Origin of the sequence: Paenibacillus sp. E222 (assembly GCF_013401555.1) — a bacterium.
Classification (GTDB): Bacteria; Bacillota; Bacilli; order Paenibacillales; family Paenibacillaceae; genus Paenibacillus.
Genome location: NZ_CP058552.1, coordinates 1,380,970 through 1,397,072, shown reverse-complemented (window position 1 = coordinate 1,397,072; position 16,103 = coordinate 1,380,970). Strand labels below are relative to the sequence as shown.

Here is a 16,103-nt window from a genome sequence, read left to right as displayed (position 1 = left end):
TTATCAAGTTGGCACTATTCCTTCATAATAACATAGGTACCCTATATTGGAATCTTACTTCTGGATAAGCAGGTGATTGTACTTGAGCAGTTCACTCTTTACCTTAACACTGATTTTTATTGCTTTACTGGTCATACATATCGTGTACAAAATCATTACGAAGCTTCAGCCGGATAAGGATTATTCGGGCATTGGCAACAAAATCAAAACCTGGTGGGGCATGTTGGTCATTTTCTGCCTCGCCACCCTCTTCAATCCGATTGTCTCTCTGATTTCCCTCATGGTACTCACCTTTTTCGCGCTGAAAGAGTACTTCTCCATGATCCGCAGCACCCGCAAAGCGGATCGCAGGTTGTTTCTATGGGCGTATCTGGCGATTCCGGTACAGTTCTACTGGATCTATATTGGATGGTATGGGATGTTTATTGTGTTTATTCCACTATATGTCTTCCTGGTGCTGCCCCTGCCACGTCTGATTAATAAGGGCACGGTTGGTTTCCTGCGCAGTGTGAGCTCGACGCAATGGGGATTGATGCTGATGGTATTTGGACTTAGTCATCTGGCCTACTTCCCGTTCGCAACACCGGAATATGGCTCAAAGCTGGTCCTGTTCCTGGTCGTGTTAACCCAGCTGAATGATGTGGTGCATTATCTGGCCTCGCTCTATCTGGGCAAACGCAAAGTGGTGCCCACGGCCAATCCTTTTTTGACATGGGAAGGGTTCGCCTGTGCATTCGTTGTAACCACCGCTGCCTCTTATTTCATTCACCCTTACCTGACTCCGTTTGATGCACGTTTCGCGCTTTTCATCGGTGTGTTAATCGCTCTGGCTGGGTTCTTCGGAAGTCTGACGGTTTCTGTTCTGAAGCGGGATTTGTTAATCGGGGATGACAATAAGTTCGATGCGCTGAAAAAAAGCTACCTGAGCCGGGTCGACAGCCTGACGTACACCTCTCCGGTCATGTTCCACGTGGTGCGTTATTTCTTCGACTTCATGTAGGAGCAGCAGTATCTGTTACAGATACGAGAGCTGGACGCACCAGTCTAGTTGAATAAAGTGTGAGCTCGCGCCATAAATAGAAAAGCAGCCATGACGGCTGCTTTTACTCATTTATGGGAGAGTTGAAGAGGACGTATAATCTGTCTGTTTCATTTTCCATTGAATTAACAGAGACACGGCACACACTATGACTTGCCTGATTATTTTAATTTAATTTCCTTCTCCGAGGTCACTTCTTTCCCCTCTTCATTGGTAAACACAAACGTCGCCTTGCCGCGTTCACCCTTCATCTCATCCGAATAGATAAATCCGGAGAATTGCCCGTCACCACTGATATAAAACCCTTCTTTTCCATTTGCGCCATGCTCGATCGCTTCTTTGTAGGAATTCACAATCGTTACCGTGTTGGACGTCCAGCGCATCTCGGATAAAGCATAGCCCTCAGGAATTTGTTTTATCGCAAAATCAAAGCTATTGCCCTCGGACGGCTTATCCGTCTGGTCAATGACGATCATGACCTGTCCTTCCGCATCAGCGGAGGATTTTGATTGGGCCGTAGGCTTGCCTTCATTCCCACTTTCGCTCGCCTGATTATTGTTATTCTTGGCTTCAATATTGGGAATGGAACTATTTCCCGCTTCCTCTATGGGCTGCTTTGATTGTGGATAGGCGTGTTCCTGTACGGATTCGTTGTTGTTTTTCGCCCCACATGCACTGGTCAACAGCAGAATACATAGAGCAGACACCCAGAGTATAGATTTATTTTTATTATTTTTCATCATTGGAACTCCCTCCATTGATCTAAAGTAACAAGCACGATGCATTCATCCAAAGAGAACTTTCCATTCAGCACCTTCTATAGTAATTACTACACCATATCGTCTCACATTAAGCTCCATATTATGTAAATGAGTTATAAGTTAGCTCGATTATTTCATCGATTGTGCGTGTTCACCAGCATGGATCAGGCGCAAAAGGGGCAAAGCAAGCGATCGGACGTTCCCGGGGAGGACTAAGCACCAAAATTCATGCCGTAGTTGATGCGCTCGGAAACCCACTTCATTTCGAATTAATATTGTGATCTAGATAACATAAAGTTAACCTTATTCATAAATAATGTTAATTTTATGTCATTCATCACTTAAATTGCTCTGATATAATTTCTGCTAGGTAGATAAAAGGGGAATAAATTGTTGAAAAATGAGCGACATCGAAAAATAAAGAAAATGCATCCCCCATTTGTTATACAGCAGTGAAGGATTACTCGCTGTATGGAAGTAGCTTTTAGCACATGGTGATATAAAAAACAATGGAACAGGAGATTTTAATCCATACGGGGATTAACTCAGTTATCAAGCGAGTAAACATGCGAAAACATAACTTTATAGTAGGAGTGTGAGATATGAAAAAAACATTATTGGCTTGTATGATGATAATGCTGATGTTAGCATCAGCTTGTGGAAAGGTTGAAACGACTTCAAGTTCAAATGCATCTAGTGAGCCAAAACCTGAAGCAAAGGAGTCTACCAGTCCAGCTAGCACCTCCGAGTATTGTTCGCAAGGACGTGTAAAATTGGATAGTGAAACTGAAAAATTTATTTACGGAACTTGGAAAGTTAAGAAGCACCTTGGGTTTGCAAATTCTTATAATGATGCTTCTGAATATCCAACAGGGCAAAAATTTATCGGGGATGAAATTGTAATCGAAAAAGACTTTTTTTCATCAAAAGGACTAAAAAACTATAGTGATTATCAATATGAGCTGAAGAATCCATTATATCAGAATATAGCGACATGCTATAACTCTACCTCTTTTTATAGATTGTATAAAATTCAAATTCCAGACTTAAATATAAATGATGAGGTAAAGGCAATAGATATAAGTGACCCTTCTACAAAAATGAGCATACCTGTAGGTTTAAGCTTTTTAGCTGTTAATAACGATAGGCTTATCTTGTTATCAGAGGCAACTATTTTTGAGCTCAAAAAAATTAATGATTAAATGAATTAAGGTTATATTTTCAAAACAAGAAAGGTCAGCCTCTTTAGGCTGACCTTTCTTGTTTATGCCGTAAACCGATTGAACTATAGTGTATATACTGGATATTTATGAGTATAACCCGAGCCTTTACAAAATAGTTCTGCTTCTTCATTTCTTCGTCTTTGCAAATTTATATCATATGAAAATGCTTTGCTTACTAATTTTGAACAATTATCAAGTTCTGTTTGAGAACGTGGACCTTGAAAAGATGAATAGATTAGCTTGTACGCAAGCAGACTTTTTACGTCATTGGTATTGAGCACCCCAGCACCTGCATTAAAAGTGAGCGAAACAAGTGCATCAAACTGATTTTGTGAAAGAGACATACCTGCAGGAAGGGTTACATTATTTACTGCTGCTACAGCACTTGCAGTATCATTGGTAAAGAATGTATTTGCCTGAGATTGAGTAATTGGAGAAGTATAACTGAGTCCCAAAGATTTAGATAGAGCATCAGCTTGTGCCTGGGTTAAAGTTGTATTTTTTGTGTATGTTTTAGACTTTGTTATCAGATGTCCATATCCAACTGTTGGAAAACCTTTTGGATCGGCATAGAATTTTAAGTTAAGTCCCTCATGCCCTTTCATAAAAGTTGCTCCATTAGCGCTTAGATTTGCCATAATAAATCACTCCTAAAGTTATTTTTATTAGTTATGAGAGCAATAAGGAGGAATCATAGCCAGAACAACCATTCCCAAGTTTTCTGCAATGCCGTATTGCCTTCACATATATATAAAGAGAAATGAGTCTCTTTTTTTACAACCACGCTCCAAATTTTATTTCAATTCACAAGTATCGAAAGTCTGTATCACCTCAATCATTTTGACATAGAGTTCCTGTCTTAAATCATCTCGATAATCAGCGGGGACTTGTCGCAAGGAGGCTTTAATCTTTGGTATAAAAGATTCTAGGACATGTAATGTTGCCTCCTGATCGTGGTGTTGCTGTGCTTGTACTAAAAGTTCGGACAAGGCATTAATGGCATCGCTTAGATCAGATATTTTTTTCGCCCTGTCAAATAGTGAACATTATCCTTTAAAAAGTTGTTGTGCCGCAGGTGGGGCAATCGGTGTCTTATCCGGCTGGCTGCTTTTTGGCGAAGTTATTCGGAATTACGTCTATATGGGTGGGCTATGCGCATATTCCTGGGGATCTTTCTGGTAAACTGGACTGGACGAGCGAATAATAAGGAAGTATTGAAGAAATAAAAATATTCATGCCTGATTTTCGGCGATGCCCTGTGCATCGTTTTTTTATAATATTAACAAGGATAAACTCTACTGATATAAGGACGTGCGCCCAATGATTTCTGCTGAACTGAAAGAACAATACTATCAGGCTCTGGTTGCCAAGGATTCGGAATACGAAGGTCTATTCTATGTCGGGGTCAAGACCACGGGTGTATTCTGCCGGCCTACATGCCCCGCCCGAAAGCCAAAATTCGAAAATTGCGAATTCTATGAGACGGCGCAGCAGGCACTGCTTGCTTCGTATCGCCCTTGCCAGCGCTGCCGCCCGTTATCTCATCCCAATCAGGTATCTGATGTGGTCCGCGTATTGGTGGAAGCCGTGGAGAACCATCCGGAGAAACGCTGGAAAGGCCAGGATTTCAAGGCATTATCCATCGACGAATCCACGGCCAGACGTCAGTTTAAGAAGCGATTTGGCATGACCTTTGTGGAGTATGCCCGTGCCCGCCGTATGGGACTGGCTCTGAAAAATATTCGCTCCGGTCGCACGGTCATTGATGCCCAGCTGTCCACCGGTTACGAGTCCGGCAGCGGGTTCCGGGATGCCTTCTCGCGAATCATGGGCGCAGCACCTACACAAGTAGATGAAGAACATGTCTTGAAGGCCTCCTGGATCGACACACGCCTTGGACCCATGATGGCTGTAGCCGATGAGAAAGCATTATATCTGCTCGAATTCGTAGATCGCAGAGGACTGGAGCGTGAGGTGGAACGATTGCGCAAACGGACGAAGTCAGCCATTGTACCTGGAGTAAACGAACCGATTCGTTCAATCGAACGGGAACTTGCGCAGTATTTTGAAGGCACGCTAACTGTATTCCACACCCCGTTGTTCTGGTTAGGAACACCATTCCAGAAGAGTGTATGGGAGCAATTGATTGCGATCCCACCGGGGGAGACAAGATCATATCAGGATATCGCGAATGCATTGGGTAAACCCACAGCTTGTCGAGCGGTAGCACAGGCCAACGGAGCCAATCAACTGGCCATTGTTATTCCATGTCACCGTGTGATCAATGCCAGCGGTGAACTGGGTGGATACGGAGGAGGCCTGACACGCAAAAACTGGCTTTTGACTCACGAGAAGCAGGATACCTGAATAACTCAAGAGATAAGAGAAGAACGGCAAGTGGTATGAAGAGGATTACAGCTATGTAACGGAGGAGATAAATCTTATGAGTACCCTACAAGAAAAGGCGGCGTTATTCCACCAATCCCATGTGAAAGGTAATCCATTGGTGCTGGTCAATGTATGGGATGCCGGGAGTGCACTCGCCATCCAATCTGCTGGAGCAACAGCAATCGCTACTGGCAGTTGGTCTGTAGCTGCTGCCCACGGTGAACAAGATGGCGAAGCGATGCCATTCCAGCTGGTACTGGACAACCTGGCCAGGATTACAGCGAGTGTGGATTTGCCCGTAACGATCGATATTGAGGGAGGGTATGGCAGGTTTGCGTCAGAAGTGAGGGGAAATGTGAGCCAAGTAATCCATCACGGTGCGGTAGGAATCAATATCGAGGATCAGCTTCCCACTGGCGCGGGACTGTACGCTGTGGATGAGCAAAGTCTGAGACTGTCGGCTGCCAGGGAAGCTGCGGAGCAGGCAGGCATTCCGCTGTTCATTAACGCCCGCACAGATATCTTTTTGCAAAATGCTCCTGAACGACACAATCATGTTCTCCTGGAAGAAGCACTTATTCGTTCCAAGGCTTATGCAGAAGCAGGCGCCAGTGGTCTGTTCGTTCCAGGCTTACAGGATCGACAACTGATTCAGCAATTGTGTGAGCATTCGTCGCTTCCGGTCAACGTGATGGTTACATCCCCTGAGCCTTCACCGAAACAACTTGCCGTGCTGGGTGTAGCACGCGTAAGTTATGGGCCTTATCCTTATCTGCAAGCAATAAAACACCTGAAAGCACTGGGGCAAAGTATTCTATGTGGAAATTAAGAAATTAACACGAGGCGCGCTTCTCATTTTTCACCAGAGGGAGGCGTACTTTCTCACGATTTCAATAAAAGCACTATTATAAGCATCATCTATGATGTGGATGTGAATCCTCAAACAGGTGCTAGACTGCGCCTGTTTTTTGATGCTTATCTTTTCACCTATGTATGTTATAATCACCACTACCCAACACTAACAGGAGGAAAATATGCTTAACGTTGAACAAAAGCTTGAATTGCTCCAATCGTATCCCCAACTGCAACGCAAAGATGTTTCTCTCGGCCGTGTTAATTTCCACTACGAAGAAAGTGCGTACGAGAAAAAGATTGTTGCTCTCCATATTCATCCTAACGGTAACGGTTATATCTATGCAGGGCTGCTGCCCAACTATGAGACCGATGATAGAGGATTCGTCAATATTCGTGATTACTCCGAAGCAGATCTACGTACGCTGTTAGATGAGACAATCAAAGCGATGTCAACCAATCCCAACGCAGTAGAATCAAAAGAACCAGAACCAGCAAAAACTGCTCCTACATTAGCTACAACCTCTACTGGCGGCGGAACATGGATCGATGAGGATGGACATACACTTACTTTGAAATATGAAGATGACATGTGGTATGTGTATTCTGGTCTTAATCTGGATATGGCTTTCGAATCTCGTAGCGAAGCGGGCGAATATCTCAAAGAAGAAGGATTCAAACCCCAAGCTCAAGCTTAACTCATACAAAAAAACACGAGGCGTGTATGTACGCACTCGTGTTTTTCTGATCTGATCAGTCTTTTCTGCCTTTCATTGTAAGCGGCGCATTCTTCATCATCGGGTACGTGCTCAGAAGCAAAGCACCTCCAATGACTCCCAGTGCGGTGAACAATGCGATAAAATTGACATTCGTAAACCACTGGACCCACGTGCTCAGATCTGATAGAACAATTACCAGCGTGACGATTAAGCTAACCCCAAAGAACAGGACGAAAAAATTGCGCATCCCCAATCTAATCCAACAAACAGTTGAGAAGATGGATAACCCCAGCACCAGAAAGCCAATCATCAGATCGATCCACAGATAAGAGAAAAATTGATATTGACTTGAGTACAGCATGCCTGGTTGATAAAAGGTTACCCCAAGCGTCCCATATTCATGGAGAAGATGCATAATGAAATAGATGACATTCAGTATCGTAATGGTTCCTACGACCATCCATATCGAAATGATATAAAAGGATTTCATAAACTGTATTCGTGTACTACCCATACCTATGGCAACTGGAAACAAGGTGATGATGCCCGCGACCGCAAAAGCACAGATTCCTCCGTACATTGGACCAAATAGTTGAGTAGTATACGTCACATCAAAGATGAATCCAATGGCCAGATAGACAACTGTAAGCATGAGTGTAATTGACGAGAAAATCATTAAATACCAGCGCATATCATCCAGAATCAGCCGATTCGTACCATTCACCGAGTTCATCGCTTAATCCCCTCCTGATTACGCGTCCTGTTGACCAAATAATCCTGTAATGTTGCCTTCTCAATGGAAAGCCCCTGCGTATGTGCGATGTCCTTCCACGTTTTCGAGTATGGCTCATCAATCATCACTTTCAAGGTAGATCCCATCTGGGAAGATTCTATGACCTTCACGTCTGCGGTGACTCGATTGACATCTTCAATTCTCCCTGTTAGAAGAACTCCTTTTTCGCGCATCTCTTCCATCGGCTGATTAAACAACACTTCGCCGGCTTGCAGAACGATGAGGGACTCACATAAAGGCTGAATCTCCTCAATATGATGGCTTGATATTAGAATTAGACGCGGGTTCTCTTCATAAGTCTCCAGTAAAGTATTGTAGAAATATTTACGTTTCTCAGCATCAAGTCCATTGGTGGGCTCATCCAGAATCGTTACTCTTGCGTTACTGGCAAGACCCAATATCATCTGAGCTGCGGTCTTCATGCCTTTTGAGAATTTGGTGATCTTCTTCTTCACTGGTAATTCGAACATGTCGATTAGTTGCTCAGCAAGATCCTGATTCCACTGAGGATGGAAGTATTGACCGAATCGAACCATGTCATTGATCGTCCAATTTCTGCCCAGGGGATGGTTCTCCTGGATATAACACAGATTCTCCTGCGCAGCCAAATTGTTGTACGGGTCCTGCCCCATCACTTGGATGGTTCCAGCATCAGGCCGGTTATGGCCTGCGAGCAGACTCATCAGGGTTGTTTTGCCTGCACCATTTCTGCCCCACAATGCACTAATAATCGGCTCACTCTCATGTAACGTCACGTTTTTTAGCACCGGTGTCTGTTGATAGCTGTAGGTCACCTGCTCGATCTGAATCATAACTCACTCTCCTTATCCTTCTTACCGCGGATCAAATCAATAATCATGTCCTCATTCATGTGAATCCGTCTGGCCTCTTCAAGTAAAGGCTTAATATATTCCTCGTAGAAATGCTGTTTTCGCTCAACAAGCAACGCTTCCCTGGCTCCCTTCGCAACAAACATTCCAACACCTCGCTGTTTGTAAATGATACCTTTGTCCACGAGCGTTTGAAGCCCTTTGCGTGCCGTGGCTGGATTAATATTGTAAAAGCGAGAGAGTTCATTGGTTGAAGGGACCTGTTCCTCCACCTTCAATCTGCCGTCTACAATGTCATCCATGATCATCATGGATATCTGATGAAAAATGGGCTGAGATTCATCCAAATTCGATTTCATGCGATTCCAACTTTCGTCCATCGTTAATTAGTTAGTCGGTTAGTTACTTATGTAACTAACTATAGTACACGGAAACCCATATGTAAATAGGCGAGCCACTAATTAATCAACTTTTTCATTTTGACTCGATTGTATTGATTAATAAGACCGTCCAGAACTACAGATTGCTGGATGACTTCAGGATGAAGCAGACTGCCGTATTCCGACTGCAAGCGGTGAAGCTGTTGTCTGGCTTCTTCGATCTGTGACATTAACTCCAGGCAATCCATAGTACCCCTCCTTTTTGTCATATTTTAGTTTATTATGCCAATCGATAGGCCGCAAGGGGTACGACATACTTATTTTTCCACCAGACGAAAAAAAAAGACGCCTCTGAATGAATATTCAGAAGCGTCCCTTACCAATTTTTTAAGTTCCGAATCCGTGGTCAGCAGTTCTCATAATTCCGGGGTCTGGAACTTCCTTGCCTGAGACAGGTTCCGTAGCAGGAGCTACAATGTAAATAATAATACTACATGTAGCTATCAGCAAAGCCAACTTTCTCTTCATTGAGTTTCTGCACCTCACTAATGATCAATTTGTATTGCTGTTTCGCCGTCTCAGTTGCAAACTCCCTATATTGCTCAAACAGTCCGACACCTCTAAGCATACCTCGTCCACTGCTAATTTCAATAGAGAATCGCAAACTATCCAGAACAAATTGTATTCCTGTGAAATACTCGTCTTTCTTTAGATAATACGCAGCGAGATCTGCTAAAAGACGTAGATATCGATCATCTGTAACCTGTCTGCTGACCTTTCCAATTCGGTTGCTCTGTTCCTGGTACGTAAAGTATGATTCATACTGTTCGAGCACATCATCAATATTTTTATCATAGCGATTGGCAGCAGTCACAATATCACAAAGCGCCGGGAAAATTTCATTTTCTTTTGTTGAGATGTAATTCAAATATTCAGGCAACACATCAAACTGTCCGCTCATTAATTGATATATATAACGGTTGCCCTCAGCCCATTCCTGAAACTGATTCATAACTACCATTTCGTCTTGATTAGGGTTCTTCACCCAACTGTTGTCCGTGTATAAAGAAACATATTTAAGCGCGCCTGGATAGTCTTTAAGTTGATAGCACGCACTACCTGAAGCCAAATAAGAATACAGAATGTAAAACACAATCGGTCTTTTGGTTTCTTCCTGTTTCCTTCTCCCATTGAGCTCATAATGGATGGTTGCTTTCACCCTTAGCTTCTCGGACAGCTCCTGAACTTTATTCCATCTGTGCAAGGCACCAAAGGCATTGATCAGTTCATTAAGCGCATCCAGTTGATAGCGTTCATCCAGCCGATCCACATAGTATTCGAATTGGGCCGCAATGATTAGATTTCGTTGCTGATCATTGCTCAGCCCCAACCGGAACAGTCGATACTGACATAGTGCAAGCCGTTCAGAGTGTTGCATTTTCTCACTTTCGGCTATCGTTTCATATAGTAGAACGGCTGGTTCGAATTTACCTGCATGGTAGAATTCTTCAGCCAGATCAAATAACAAAGGAATATAAGACAGATTATCCATCATTAACCGAATAACCTCTTCAATACAGTTCAATTTATTCAACTCAGCACAACGATGAAGGAATGGACCCAGTCTTCGCCAGTCAGGAGCAGCATGGACAAAACACTCATCTATGTACAATTCATAGAAGTAACCTTCTTCAAGTCTCATAGCTGAAGTGATTCGATCCAGCTGCTGCATCGCAATCGGACGATTCTTGTTCAAAATATTGCTCAGTGTACCCGAGTTAATTCCTGACGTTTCCGAAAAAAGACTAATGGACATCTGCTCACGCTTCAGATAACTCTCTAAATGATCGCGTATCGTGGTTGTCGGCTCCAAACTAACACCACCCTCCAAAATAAAAAAACCATAAACAGGATTAACGGTATGCAAAAGTAATTATATGTAATAATTAAGCAAGGGTCAATAAGATAAATTCAACTAATTTGTATTAATTACAAAAAAATCCTTTTGTTAAAATAAAGGCCCTATCCTTATTTTATACCGGGAACGAATAAGCATCAAATAAAGGATAAAATAAAAACACGAGCGGCATATACGCTCGTGTTTTACATGCAATACAGCAGATCATCCTGCTATGTAATGATATTAGTTTAAGGCAACACATTGCCAGCTGCACGATAAATTTCGTACCACTCTTGGCGTGTAAGGTGAACATCACCAGCTTTGATGCAATCCTGCAAACGCTGGATATTCATCGTACCTGTCACGGGCTGCATTTGCGCCGGGTGACGCAGCAACCAAGCAATTGCGATGGTCGTGTTGCTCACTTCATATTTTGCAGCAATTTCATCGATCTTCGCATTCAGTTCCGGGAACTTGTCGCTACCCAGGAATACGCCTTCGAAGAACCCGTATTGGAACGGGGACCATGGTTGAATCGTGATATCGTGCAGGCGACAATAATCAAGAATTCCGCCATCACGGTTGACCGCGGCATCGTTCTCCATATTTACGTTGATTCCACTGTCAATCATCGTGGTATTGGTAATACTCAACTGCAGCTGGTTGGCTACCAGTGGCTGTTTAACGTATTTTTTCAACAGTTCGATCTGGTTCGGATTCTGGTTGGATACCCCGAAGTGACGCACTTTGCCTTCACGTTCCAGTTGGTCAAAGGCTTCAGCCACTTCTTCTGGCTCAACCAATGTATCCGGGCGATGCAGCAACAGAACGTCCAGGTAATCGGTTTTCAAGCGTTGCAGAATGCCATCCACCGAATTCAAGATGTGCTCTTTCGAGAAATCAAACATGCCTTTGCGGATACCGCATTTGGACTGAATAATCATATTTTCACGAACCTGGGGATTCATCTGCACAGCCTCTGCAAAGATCTCCTCACACGCTCCGTTTCCATAAATATCAGCATGATCGAAGAAGTTCGCGCCTGCTTCCATGGCGGAATGAACAAAATGTTCAGCTTCTTTGCTGCTTAATGAATTAATTCGCATGCAGCCAACGGCTACAACCGGTATTTCGAGTGCGCTGCTGCCAAGTTTAATTGTTCTCAAGATGATTTCCCTCCATATTCGAATAGTATCGTGCATTCATTCTTATGATCACTGCCAACTAGTATATACTTGTCTTCCGTCTATGATTGTGACACAGAACTGCAATCGGTTTCAATGGAATTTTAGAATTCTTATATGGAATAATGGAGGTTTTTTTCTGCATCGTTCACTTCCACCTATACTTCTTCCGGAACTATCACATCAATATGCCGAGGCAATACACTGATTTGAATGGGCAGAGAAGGCCCTTCTTCTCCATCCACATTTGTGTGAATGGCTTCTGTAGAACGGACGTGAACTTCTTTTGCCGTAAAATAATCAACATCCTTATGGTTCATCAGATTGCCAAACAACAGGGACGTTCCGAGTGTTACCGTATTAAAGACATTCATGCTGCGGATCACAAAACAATGAATTAACCCATCATCCACCGCTGCTTCCGGGGACAATTTCTCAAAACCTCCAACCGAATTGGTCAGTGCCGCGAGAAAAAGTGGAGACTCCCCTTCCCAGAACTGCCCGTCATACTCAATCGTGAGTGGCTTGGCCGGTGTATTCATTAGATCTTTCAATCCTTCTTTCAAATAAGCGAATGAACCCAGCTTCGACTTCTCTTCCGAGGATACCGAGAACAACGCCTCAGCCAATGAACCGGCTGCCACCACGTTGGCAAACAGACGATCATTGATTTTACCAAGATCCACCTTATGGATCTGCTCCGAACCCAACTGCCGAATGGCTTCCTCCGGATCAAGCGAGATATTCAGCGCACGCGCAAAATCATTCACCGTACCCAGCGGTACCACACCCAGTCTGGGACGATGTTCCTGATCCATCATGCCGTTGATCGTCTCATGCAGCGTCCCATCCCCTCCGATGGAAATGACGAGATCACAGCCATCTTTGCAGGCACTTAGACAGTAGTTGGTCGCATCTCCCTCACCGGCCGTCTCATTAACCACCACTTCATACTGCTGTGATTCAAGAATTTCTTGTACCTGGGACACATATTGCTGAGCCTCTTCTTTACCCGACGATGGATTACTAATGATCATGGCTTGGCGCATACCTGCATCTTCTCCTCCAAATAGCATTCTTACTTCATCTATACCCTTTCTGCCATGGAGTTGAATAGCATCTGGGGGAGTTGTACAAATTTTTTTGAAAAAGATGGCTGGAAGAGTGCAGTATGGGGTTTGTATCATATAGAATAGAAGTAGATGTTCTGCCTGTCATGAATTTCTTGTTCCTTTTGCCTGATGATGGGTTAATAACTATAGATGTGTTTTTCTATTCTATCTATCCATATCGTAACTATAATATTTTATCGACATAAATTGGTACTCACAAAGTACATAAGAACGGTACACTTACCTATCCTCAAAATCGGAATCGGAGGGAATTCATGCAATGAGAAGAATGACTCTACTATTTCTAGTCTTCATCCTGAGTCTCGGGGCGGCTGGGCAAGCGATGGCCTATAACACAGCAGACTTGGGCGAAGGAATCATCAAAGATCCTGCACTGGAGAATGGACTGAAGCTGATCCTGAACAAACCGGTAGATTCCCCTCTGACCTCCTCCGATCTGGAGCAGTTGAAGGTGGTGGATCTGAGCAATGCAGGCATTCAAAGCCTGTCTGGTCTGGAATACGCCACGAATCTGACTCACCTCCGGTTATATGGCAATGAGATTGATGACCTAACACCGCTGGCGCATCTGACTCAGCTTCGCGAGGTTGACGTTCGCAATAATTACATTACATCGATTGATGCACTGGCTGATTTGAAAGACCTGGGACGGCTGTATATCAGCAATAATTCCATTTCTTCCATAGAAGTTTTACGTGGATTTAACCGACTACATACGTTTCACGCCAGCGGTAACCAGATTACCAGTCTCTCCGCACTGTCGGATGCAGATCATCTTCAATGGCTCGAAATCTCGAACAATGCGATAACCGACCTGACACCACTCGCGGATAAAAGAAATCTGAAACAGCTCAATGTGGCCAACAACCACATTCATACACTGGATGTACTGGCTGATCTGCCGAATACACTTCAGAAGCTGAATGTGGCAGGTAACGAGATCTCGGATCTGATGCCCTTGGAGCATATGACACGCCTGCGGACACTGGACTTCTCGGGGAATCAGGTTGAGCATCTGGCACCCTTGGAAGACCTGGTTGGGTTGAAAGAACTGAATGCGGAGTCCAATCAGATCTATGATCTGGAGCCGTTACATCAGCTGTCCAAGCTGGAAGTACTGAAACTGTCCAATAACCGGGTATGGGATCTGACACCGATTGCCGGTTTTACTTTTACAAGAAACAGCTCTGCGAATACGAATACCATAACGGATATCTCGGCTTCCACTTCCTCATCCTCCGGTACGCTGACCTCGGTCTCTGAACCGGAACCTGCTGGACTCACAGTGCAAAATAATTATCTGGATGTTGCGAGCGGCAGTGACACGATGCGCCTGCTAAACCAGATGAATGTACGGGAGCAGAAACGTACTCCACAGGGCAACTTTCAGCGGCTTGTTGAAGGCTCTACCACGGCCTATGTCGGGGATCGTGCTTACGCACTGGAGGCTGCACCTTTTATCGATGAAGGACGGACCTATGTACCGCTCCGGTTTGTCTCCGAGCAATTGAATGCCAGCGTGAACTGGAATCCGGATACACAGGAGGTTCAGATTGAGCAGAATGGTACTGTGGTTCGGTGGACTGTGGGCAACAAACAGGTGCTTGTAGACGATACGCTTGCGATAAACGATGCCCCCCTTTTGATGAAGGATGGAAAGGCGTTTGTCCCGGTACGTTTTATTTCGGAGCAATTCAATACAACGGTTGCGTATATCGGAAGCAGCAAAACAATTCTGATCTTCGAAATCAAAGCGCAGGCCGAGAATGTACAATCTTAATTAAGCCATTCATAATCGAGCATCAGGCACTTATCTCAACTTTTCTTAATGCACAATTCCAATTCAATTCATATGCCATTATGAAGACTGTTTCATGCACAGCGAAGTCCCCGTCTGAACATCAGCGGGGATTTTTGATGAGCATAAACTGGATACGAGCTGGCAGGAATGGGATTGGCGTAATAGCGATTGTTTAATCGAAAAAACGGATGCTGCCCAGGGTCTGTCTGTATTCACTGGGACTCATGCCAGTCCATCGCCTGAACTGCCGACTGAAATGCGCAAGACTGGAATATCCAAGCATGGTGGCTACCCGAGTGAGGTTAAGATCAGGCTGGTGTATCAGCTGCTTGGCCTCGTGGAGCTTCAGTTCAGACAAATATCTGCGCGGAGAGATGCCGTATACTTTCTGAAATGTCTCCAGTGCATATCCAGGGCTGATTTGAAGCGAGGCCGCAATCTCTTCAATCCGAATCTCCTTATCCCCCAGCCCTTCCCGCTGGATATTCCCGGCATTGAAACGGCTTTTGATTTTCTCGGCAATCAGTGTTGCATAGTGCGCCACAGTAGGCGATACGGCTTCTTGGGAACGGGAGGAACTTTGCTCTGCCAATATCGCCAAAATCTCCAGCAAACCAGCCTGCATACGGAACAGATCTGATGTTGTATACTCTTCTTTGTGCTGAAGCAGATCCACCCATTTCATCATGACTTCCGTTAATCGCTGATTCTCCTCGCCGCCACATGGAAACAACATCTGCACATGTCTACTCATCTCCTGGCGAAACAGAACCTCATCTACATTGAAATGGGCAATAAAGTAGGTCAGCCCCTGCTCCTGATTGCATTCATTGGTATGTTTGCATCCAGGCGGGATAAGCAATATATCTCCTGCTTGGAGCTCATAACGGATGTTCTCCAATATCGTCGTCTGCGATCCTTCCAGAATCAGTATCAATTCAAAGGCCAAATGCGATTCCAGCGGTACTTGCCAGCCCTGCTTCACCTTCTGCATGTGAGCACCAAACAGCTTAACGTTCCAGTCCGTCGCAGGTAGCCATCGGCTCTCCGGAGATAGATAAGAACGGTATGGTTCAGGAATAATCATGGATTCTCACCAC

At 44.3% G+C, this 16,103-nt stretch carries 17 protein-coding genes and 1 pseudogene; 7 read left to right on the top strand and 11 right to left on the bottom strand.

Annotation, left to right across the window (positions count from 1 at the left end):
• Positions 1-82 precede the first annotated feature (82 nt).
• Positions 83-1,000 carry a phosphatidate cytidylyltransferase gene (locus tag HW560_RS06320; protein WP_090902911.1) on the top strand — a complete coding sequence of 306 codons (918 nt, stop codon included), beginning with the start codon at positions 83-85 and terminating at the stop codon, positions 998-1,000.
• Positions 1,001-1,200: 200 nt separating this feature from the next.
• Here HW560_RS06320 and HW560_RS06315 read toward each other — a convergent pair whose 3' ends face one another.
• The gene (locus HW560_RS06315; protein WP_090902909.1) at positions 1,201-1,782 is read right to left on the bottom strand and encodes a hypothetical protein; all 582 of its coding nucleotides are present in this window, start codon (positions 1,780-1,782) and stop codon (positions 1,201-1,203) included.
• A gap of 146 nt (positions 1,783-1,928) precedes the next feature.
• Here HW560_RS06315 and HW560_RS06310 point away from each other — a divergent pair.
• Both HW560_RS06310 and HW560_RS06305 read left to right on the top strand, forming a co-directional pair.
• A pseudogene (locus tag HW560_RS06310) lies at positions 1,929-2,072 on the top strand (IS5/IS1182 family transposase); the annotation flags it as partial.
• Between the two features lie 330 nt (positions 2,073-2,402).
• Positions 2,403-3,002, top strand: a complete 600-nt coding sequence (locus HW560_RS06305) for a hypothetical protein (protein WP_090902907.1) — start codon at positions 2,403-2,405, stop codon at positions 3,000-3,002.
• Positions 3,003-3,085: 83 nt separating this feature from the next.
• On the opposite strand, the gene HW560_RS06300 is transcribed toward HW560_RS06305, so the two are convergent.
• Together HW560_RS06300 and HW560_RS34375 are read right to left on the bottom strand one after the other, a co-directional pair.
• Positions 3,086-3,661, bottom strand: coding sequence for a lysozyme (locus HW560_RS06300; RefSeq protein WP_090902904.1), 576 nt, complete (start codon positions 3,659-3,661; stop codon positions 3,086-3,088).
• 156 nt (positions 3,662-3,817) lie between these two features.
• The gene (locus HW560_RS34375; RefSeq protein ID WP_179262406.1) at positions 3,818-4,012 is read right to left on the bottom strand and encodes a helix-turn-helix domain-containing protein; all 195 of its coding nucleotides are present in this window, start codon (positions 4,010-4,012) and stop codon (positions 3,818-3,820) included.
• 331 nt (positions 4,013-4,343) lie between these two features.
• On the opposite strand from HW560_RS34375, the gene HW560_RS06290 reads away from it, so the two are divergent.
• The 3 genes from HW560_RS06290 (at position 4,344) to HW560_RS06280 (ending at position 6,961) form a co-directional block, all read left to right on the top strand.
• Positions 4,344-5,390 (top strand): bifunctional transcriptional activator/DNA repair enzyme AdaA, encoded by a 1,047-nt coding sequence (locus HW560_RS06290; RefSeq protein ID WP_090902902.1) that lies wholly within the window; start codon positions 4,344-4,346, stop codon positions 5,388-5,390.
• A 76-nt stretch (positions 5,391-5,466) separates the two neighbouring features.
• On the top strand, positions 5,467-6,240 hold the full coding sequence (locus tag HW560_RS06285) for an isocitrate lyase/PEP mutase family protein (RefSeq protein WP_090902901.1): 774 nt from the start codon (positions 5,467-5,469) through the stop codon (positions 6,238-6,240).
• Between the two features lie 205 nt (positions 6,241-6,445).
• Complete coding sequence (locus HW560_RS06280) at positions 6,446-6,961, top strand: hypothetical protein (protein ID WP_090902899.1); 516 nt, start codon at positions 6,446-6,448, stop codon at positions 6,959-6,961.
• A gap of 55 nt (positions 6,962-7,016) precedes the next feature.
• Here the strand turns inward: HW560_RS06280 and HW560_RS06275 are convergent, their stop codons facing one another.
• The 7 genes from HW560_RS06275 to HW560_RS06245 all read right to left on the bottom strand — a co-directional run bounded on the left by HW560_RS06275 (position 7,017) and on the right by HW560_RS06245 (position 13,118).
• Complete coding sequence (locus tag HW560_RS06275; protein ID WP_090902897.1) at positions 7,017-7,715, bottom strand: hypothetical protein; 699 nt, start codon at positions 7,713-7,715, stop codon at positions 7,017-7,019.
• Positions 7,712-8,587, bottom strand: a complete 876-nt coding sequence (locus HW560_RS06270; RefSeq protein WP_179262404.1) for an ATP-binding cassette domain-containing protein — start codon at positions 8,585-8,587, stop codon at positions 7,712-7,714. The genes HW560_RS06275 and HW560_RS06270 overlap by 4 nt, the downstream gene beginning before the upstream one ends.
• Positions 8,584-8,964: a GntR family transcriptional regulator gene (locus HW560_RS06265; protein ID WP_064642001.1), complete on the bottom strand. Its 381-nt coding sequence runs from the start codon at positions 8,962-8,964 to the stop codon at positions 8,584-8,586. Before HW560_RS06265 ends, HW560_RS06270 begins: the two co-directional genes overlap by 4 nt.
• Before the next feature lie 98 nt (positions 8,965-9,062).
• Complete coding sequence (locus tag HW560_RS06260; protein ID WP_090902893.1) at positions 9,063-9,233, bottom strand: aspartyl-phosphate phosphatase Spo0E family protein; 171 nt, start codon at positions 9,231-9,233, stop codon at positions 9,063-9,065.
• Between the two features lie 242 nt (positions 9,234-9,475).
• Complete coding sequence (locus tag HW560_RS06255; protein WP_090902891.1) at positions 9,476-10,858, bottom strand: transcriptional regulator; 1,383 nt, start codon at positions 10,856-10,858, stop codon at positions 9,476-9,478.
• Positions 10,859-11,133: 275 nt separating this feature from the next.
• Positions 11,134-12,051: an aldo/keto reductase gene (locus tag HW560_RS06250; protein WP_179262402.1), complete on the bottom strand. Its 918-nt coding sequence runs from the start codon at positions 12,049-12,051 to the stop codon at positions 11,134-11,136.
• A 176-nt stretch (positions 12,052-12,227) separates the two neighbouring features.
• Positions 12,228-13,118, bottom strand: coding sequence for a diacylglycerol/lipid kinase family protein (locus tag HW560_RS06245; protein WP_179262400.1), 891 nt, complete (start codon positions 13,116-13,118; stop codon positions 12,228-12,230).
• 343 nt (positions 13,119-13,461) lie between these two features.
• On the opposite strand from HW560_RS06245, the gene HW560_RS06240 reads away from it, so the two are divergent.
• Positions 13,462-14,982 (top strand): leucine-rich repeat domain-containing protein, encoded by a 1,521-nt coding sequence (locus HW560_RS06240; protein WP_179262398.1) that lies wholly within the window; start codon positions 13,462-13,464, stop codon positions 14,980-14,982.
• A gap of 193 nt (positions 14,983-15,175) precedes the next feature.
• On the opposite strand, the gene HW560_RS06235 is transcribed toward HW560_RS06240, so the two are convergent.
• Positions 15,176-16,090 carry an AraC family transcriptional regulator gene (locus HW560_RS06235; RefSeq protein WP_090902883.1) on the bottom strand — a complete coding sequence of 305 codons (915 nt, stop codon included), beginning with the start codon at positions 16,088-16,090 and terminating at the stop codon, positions 15,176-15,178.
• Positions 16,091-16,103 lie beyond the last annotated feature (13 nt).